Genomic DNA, 5,800 nt, shown 5'->3' on the forward strand with positions numbered 1-5,800 from the left:
CGCTTGCGAAGCATGCCCAGGCGCTCGGCGTGCGTTTCCTGTTCAACACCGGCATCGATCGCATCGTGACCGACGGCGCGCGCGTCAGCGGTGTCGCGACCAGCGCCGGCCTGTTGCAGGCGGACGCTTACGTGCTCGCGCTCGGAAGCTATTCGTCTCGCATGGCCGCGCCGCTCGGCATCTCGCTGCCGGTCTATCCGGTGAAGGGCTATTCGATCACGGTGCCGATCAAGGACGCCTCCGGCGCGCCGGAATCCACCGTGATGGACGAGAGCTACAAGGTCGCGATCACCCGCCTCGGCGATCGCATCCGCGTCGGCGGCACCGCCGAAATCTCGGGCTTCTCGACCAGGCTCTATGACGCGCGCCGCGCCACGCTCGACCATTCGCTGACCGACCTGTTCCCGCGCGGCGGCGATCTCGCCAAGGCGACGTTCTGGAGCGGACTGCGTCCGATGACGCCGGACGGCCCGCCCGTGATCGGCCCGACCCAATACGCCAATCTCCACCTCAACACCGGCCACGGCACGTTGGGCTGGACCATGTCCTGCGGTTCGGGACGCGTGCTCGCCGACATGCTGTCGGGCAGGAAGCCGGACATCGACGTCAGCGCCCTGACGGTGGACAGGTACGCGCACAGGTTCGGGTGATTGACGCTGTCATTCCGGGGCGCCTCGAAGAGGCGAACCCGGAATCTCGAACTTCCGGGTTCGATGCTTCGCATCGCCCCGGAATGACAGTAACTTACCCCGTCCCCGTCACGCAATTCACCCACAGCACCACGGCCTTCGCATCCTTAGCCGGATTCGAGAACCGGTGCGGCCTTCGGCTCGCAAAGCGAAAACTGTCGCCTTGCTTCAGCGACCACGTCTCGCTGTCCACCATCAGCATCATCTCGCCTTCGAGCACGAGTCCGGCCTCTTCGCCATCATGGGTGTAGAGCTCGTCGCCGGTGGAGCCGCCGGGCTCCAGATGCACCAGGAACAGGTTGAGCTTGTTGTCGGCGCTGGCCGGGCTCAGCAGCTGTTTTGATACGCCGGTGCGCCAGAGCTTCAGCTCCGGCCGTTGCAAGCCGCGCGTCACCACCTGATCGGATGCGCCGTCGCTACTCGGGCTCGCACCGAACAGCGCGGCGATGCCGACGCCGAGCACGTCGGCGAGCGTCGCCAGCACGCGCAGCGAGGGTGACGACAGCCCGCGCTCGATCTGGCTGAGAAAACCGATCGAGAGGTCGGTGCGTGCGGCGACCATCTCCAGCGAGAACCGCCTGATACGCCTGAGATCCCTGATGCGGCGGCCGACCGCGACGTCCATCGCCGGCTCGGCCGGCTTGGCAATGGCCTTGGCTTTCACCGTCCTGGCCGGCTTTGCGGCGGCCGGTTTGCGTATTCTTTTGCCACCGCTCACGTCAGACCGCTTCCTTCATGTGCATGAAAACCGCTTGCATCGTCTGCGAAAGTGTGACCAAATTTTCATATTGGTGAAAATAGGCCGAAACGGCTTGGCTCGCAACTCCGATCACGACATGCGCGAGCGCTGCCACCGGCCGGACCCAAAGGGGGATGCGATGAAGCGTTTTGGTCTGGCCGCGATCGCGGCACTCGCAATTGCAACCGTCGTGCCGGCCTCGGCGCAACAGGTGCTGAAGGTCGGCTCGACGCCGACGGGCATTCCCTTCACCTTCCTCGATACCAAGACCAACACCATCCAGGGCATCATGGTCGATCTCATCACCGAGGTCGGCAAGGATGCCGGCTTCAGCGTGCAGATCGAGCCGATGCAGTTCTCGGCCCTGATACCGTCGCTGACATCGAGCAAGATCGACATCATTGCCGCTGCGATGTTCATCACGCCGCCGCGCAAGGAGGTCGTCGACTTCTCCGACCCGATCTACAGCTACGGCGAGGGCCTGGTGGTGCCGAAGTCCGACACCAAGGCCTATGCCACGCAGGACGATCTGAAAGGCGCGACGGTCGGCGCCCAGGTCGGCACCGCCTTTGTCGACGCGCTGAAAAAATCCGGCCTGTTCGCCGAGGTGAAGGCCTACGACACCATTCCCGACATCCTGCGCGACGTGAACACCGGGCGCCTCAAGGCCGGCTACGCCGACTATCCGATCCTCGCCTACAATCTGAAGCAGGGCGGCTTCCCCGAGGTGCGCCTCGTCGACGGCTACAAGCCGGTCACGGTCGGTTCGGTCGGCATCGGCGTGCGCAAGGGCGAGACCGCGCTGCTCGGCAAGATCAACGCCTCGCTCGCGAAGCTGAAGGCCAACGGCACCATCGACAAGATCCTCGGTAAATGGGGCCTGAAGGCCCAGGGCTGATAACGGCTCACCGAAGGCTGCCCGATGAAAGGTTTCTGGCGCGACGCCGTCGAGTTCTTCCCGATCCTGATGAACGGCGTCGCGCTGACGATCGTCGTCACCATCGGCTCGCTGCTGCTCTCGACGGTGCTCGGCCTCGTCTGGGCGATGATGCGGGTCTCCGGCATCAAGGCGCTGTCGATGCTCAGCGCCAGCCTGATCAACGTGATCCGCGGCATTCCGATCATCGTGCTGTTGTTCTACCTCTACTTCGTGATGCCCGATCTCGGCGTCACGCTGTCGGCCCTGCAGGCGGCGATCCTCGGGCTCGGTATCGCCTATTCGGCCTACCAGGCCGAGAATTTCCGCGCCGGCATCGAGGCCATCGACAAGGGCCAGATCGAGGCGGCGCAATCGATCGGCATGGGCTGGTGGCTGACCATGCGCCGCGTGGTGCTGCCGCAGGCCGTGCGCATCGTGCTGCCGCCCTACGGCAACGTCATGATCATGATGCTGAAGGACTCTTCGCAAGCCTCGACCATCACGGTCGCCGAGCTTGCGCTGCAAGGCAAGCTGATCGCGTCTTCGACCTTCAAGAACACCAGCGTGTTCACGCTGGTGGCGCTGATGTATCTCACCATGAGCATCCCGCTGATCCTGCTGGTCCGTCACTTCGAGAAGCGGGCCGGCAAGCGATGATTGAGCTGAGCGACGTCCACAAGAGCTTCGGCAAGGTCGAGGTGCTCAAGGGCATCACGGCCTCCGTCCAGAAGGGCGAGGTGGTCTGCATTATCGGCCCCTCGGGTTCCGGCAAATCGACCATCCTGCGCTGCATCAACGGGCTGGAGAGCTACGACCGCGGCGAGATCAGCGTCGAAGGGCTGAAGGTCGACCGCGACGCGCCGTCGATCGTGGACATTCGCACCCAGGTCTCGATGGTGTTCCAGCGCTTCAATCTGTTCCCGCACCGCACGGCGCTGGAGAACGTGGTCGAGGGACCGCTCTATGTGAAGAGAGAGTCGCGCGCGCATGCGCTCGAGCGCGGCCGCGCGCTGCTAGCCCAGGTCGGGCTCGCGGAAAAGGCTGATGCACATCCGCCGCAGCTCTCCGGCGGCCAGCAGCAGCGCGTCGCGATCGCGCGCGCACTTGCGATGCAGCCCAAGGCGATCCTGTTCGACGAGCCGACCTCGGCGCTCGATCCCGAGCTCGTCGGCGACGTTCTCGGCGTCATGCGCAAGCTCGCCGATGACGGCATGACCATGGTCGTCGTCACCCACGAGATGGGCTTTGCCCGCGACGTCGCCGACCGCGTGCTGTTCATCGACGGCGGCGTCATCGTCGAGCAGGGGCCGGCCAAGGCGCTGCTCAACCAACCTCAGCATCCGCGCACGCAGGATTTCCTGCGTCGCGTGCTGCATCCGCTCTGATCGGTCTTTCGCCAATGACGCGCCTGCCTCTGCCGCCCTCGCTCTACGCCGACACCGCCGTCGCGCCCGCGGCCACGCCGCCGCTGGACGCCGACAAGACCGTCTCGGTCGCAATCGTCGGCGGCGGCTATACCGGCCTGTCCACCGCGTTGCATCTCGCCGAGCAGGGCGTCGAGGCGCTGGTGCTGGAGGCGCAGGAGCCGGGCTGGGGTGCGTCCGGCAACAATGGCGGCCACACCAATCCCGGCTTGAAGCACGACCCCGATCAGATCGAAGCGGATTTCGGCGCCGAGCTCGGCCGCCGCGTGATCGAGTTCGCCTACGGTACCACGAATTTCACCCACGACCTGATCCGCCGCTACCAGATCCCGTGCGAGGCGCGGCAGAACGGTACGCTGCGCGCGGCCTATCACGAGGCGAGCGCTGCGGCAATCGAGAGGACCGCGCAGCAATGCATCCGCCGCGGCATGCCGGTGACATATCTGAACCGCGAGCAGCTCCGCGAGATGACCGGCACCGATCGCTACATCGGTGCCATGCTGGACACGCGCGGCGGCGATCTGCATCCCCTCAGCTACGCACGCGGCCTCGCGCGCGCCGCGATCTCGGCCGGCGCGAAGGTTTTTGGCGAGACACCGGCATTGTCGCTGCGCCGGGACGGCACGCGCTGGCGCATCGAGACGCCGCGCGCGGTGGTGCACGCGGAAAAGGTGCTGCTCGCCACCAACGGCTTCACCGATGATCTCTGGCCGGCGCTCCGCCGCACCATCGTGCCGGTGTTCTCCTCGATCGCCGCGACTGCGCCGCTCTCCGACGAGGTCGCTCGTTCGATCATGCCGACGCGACCGGTGCTCTACGAGAGCGGCCACATCACCGTCTACTACCGGATCGATCAGCAGAACCGCCTGTTGATGGGCGGCCGCGGCCCGATGCGCTGGATCAAATCACCCAACGACGTCGCCTATCTCATCCGCTATGCCGAGCGGCTATGGCCGCAGCTCAAGGGCGTGGCCTGGACCCATGGCTGGAACAGCCGGCTGGCGATCACCGGGGATCATTATCCGCACGTGCATGAGCCCGTGGAGAACATCCTGATCTCGCTCGGCTGCAATGGACGAGGCGTCGCGCTCTCGACCGCGATGGGGGCGCAGCTCGCCCGCCGCCTGATCGGCGGGCCGAAGGTGGAAATCGACATGCCGATCACGGGCATCAAGCCGATCCCGCTGCACGCGTTCTGGCCGGTCGGCGTGACGACCGCAGTGATTGCGGGCCGCGTGCGCGACCGGCTCGGCATTTGAAGAAAGGCGCCGCCTGGTTTCGGGCGACGCCTTGCAAGGAGTTGGAGAGTGGGCGTCAGCAGCGGCCCTGTTTCCACAGGCCGGGCGGGCATCCCATGCCGCGCCAGCCAACCTTGCGCCCATGGTGCCATCCCGGCGGCGTGCCATGATAATGATGGCCCATCGCGTGACCATGGCCGCGACCATGACCATGTCCACCCTTTGCAGCCGCGGGGCCGGCAAACGTAAAGCCGGCCGCGATGATCAGCGACGCGGCGAGCGCAAGTTTCTTCATCGTGTCCTCCAGTGGGGCGAGCGCACTTGTCCGTTCAGCGAACGAGCTGCGCGCAGTCAAATTCCCTGCAAATGTGGAGGAGTCGTGACGCTCGCGGAGAGGCGCAATCACGCACCGGCTCAACGCACGCTGGCGCCGTCGCGCATCGATCCGTGCGTCGTTGTCGCTTGCCTGGCGGACGCTCAGCTTTCCACCACCGCTTCGGCCCACGGCTGGAAGATCTCGACCGCGCCAAAATTCGTGTCGCCCTCGCGCATCACCACGCTCGGGCAGGCGAACTTCATCGGCAGCGACTGCACCAGCGCCTCTTCATAGTCGAAGCGCGCGGCGAGGGCTTTGCGCGCGTCCGCCGGCAGACGCGCATCGCCGATCACGACCGCGCCTTCGCTGGCGTCGATGCGCGGCTGGTGGATGGCGCCTTCCAGGTCCATGCCGAAATCCATCGCAAAGGATACGAGCTGCGTCACCGCCGGAAGGATACGGCGGGGGGGGGGGG

7 protein-coding genes and 1 pseudogene are annotated in these 5,800 nt (G+C 65.8%); 5 read left to right on the forward strand and 3 right to left on the reverse strand.

All coding sequences use genetic code 11. The annotated features are described in order from the left end of the window. The coding region (locus tag IC50_RS14390; RefSeq protein ID WP_035705418.1) for an FAD-dependent oxidoreductase at positions 1-650 on the forward strand (650 nt) is incomplete at its 5' end. Between the two features lie 94 nt (positions 651-744). Here IC50_RS14390 and IC50_RS14395 read toward each other — a convergent pair. Beyond that, positions 745-1,407, reverse strand: a complete 663-nt coding sequence (locus tag IC50_RS14395; RefSeq protein WP_035705420.1) for a helix-turn-helix domain-containing protein — start codon at positions 1,405-1,407, stop codon at positions 745-747. 160 nt (positions 1,408-1,567) lie between these two features. Here IC50_RS14395 and IC50_RS14400 point away from each other — a divergent pair, with 160 nt between their 5' ends. Genes IC50_RS14400 through IC50_RS14415 form a run of 4 tightly spaced genes read left to right on the forward strand, consistent with a single transcriptional unit; the run spans position 1,568 to position 5,030 of the window. After that, positions 1,568-2,326 carry an ABC transporter substrate-binding protein gene (locus IC50_RS14400; RefSeq protein WP_035705438.1) on the forward strand — a complete coding sequence of 253 codons (759 nt, stop codon included), beginning with the start codon at positions 1,568-1,570 and terminating at the stop codon, positions 2,324-2,326. A 24-nt stretch (positions 2,327-2,350) separates the two neighbouring features. Then, positions 2,351-3,004 (forward strand): amino acid ABC transporter permease, encoded by a 654-nt coding sequence (locus tag IC50_RS14405; protein ID WP_035705423.1) that lies wholly within the window; start codon positions 2,351-2,353, stop codon positions 3,002-3,004. Beyond that, the gene (locus IC50_RS14410) at positions 3,001-3,732 is read left to right on the forward strand and encodes an amino acid ABC transporter ATP-binding protein (protein WP_035705425.1); all 732 of its coding nucleotides are present in this window, start codon (positions 3,001-3,003) and stop codon (positions 3,730-3,732) included. The genes IC50_RS14405 and IC50_RS14410 overlap by 4 nt, the downstream gene beginning before the upstream one ends. A gap of 14 nt (positions 3,733-3,746) precedes the next feature. After that, positions 3,747-5,030 carry an NAD(P)/FAD-dependent oxidoreductase gene (locus tag IC50_RS14415; RefSeq protein WP_035705428.1) on the forward strand — a complete coding sequence of 428 codons (1,284 nt, stop codon included), beginning with the start codon at positions 3,747-3,749 and terminating at the stop codon, positions 5,028-5,030. A gap of 55 nt (positions 5,031-5,085) precedes the next feature. Here the strand turns inward: IC50_RS14415 and IC50_RS41990 are convergent, their stop codons facing one another. Beyond that, the gene (locus tag IC50_RS41990; RefSeq protein ID WP_035705431.1) at positions 5,086-5,304 is read right to left on the reverse strand and encodes a hypothetical protein; all 219 of its coding nucleotides are present in this window, start codon (positions 5,302-5,304) and stop codon (positions 5,086-5,088) included. 182 nt (positions 5,305-5,486) lie between these two features. Next, positions 5,487-5,800: pseudogene (locus IC50_RS14425) on the reverse strand (gamma-glutamyltransferase); the annotation flags it as partial.

This window comes from Bradyrhizobium genomosp. I (2014), assembly GCF_000261685.1.
Lineage (GTDB): Bacteria > Pseudomonadota > Alphaproteobacteria > Rhizobiales > Xanthobacteraceae > Bradyrhizobium.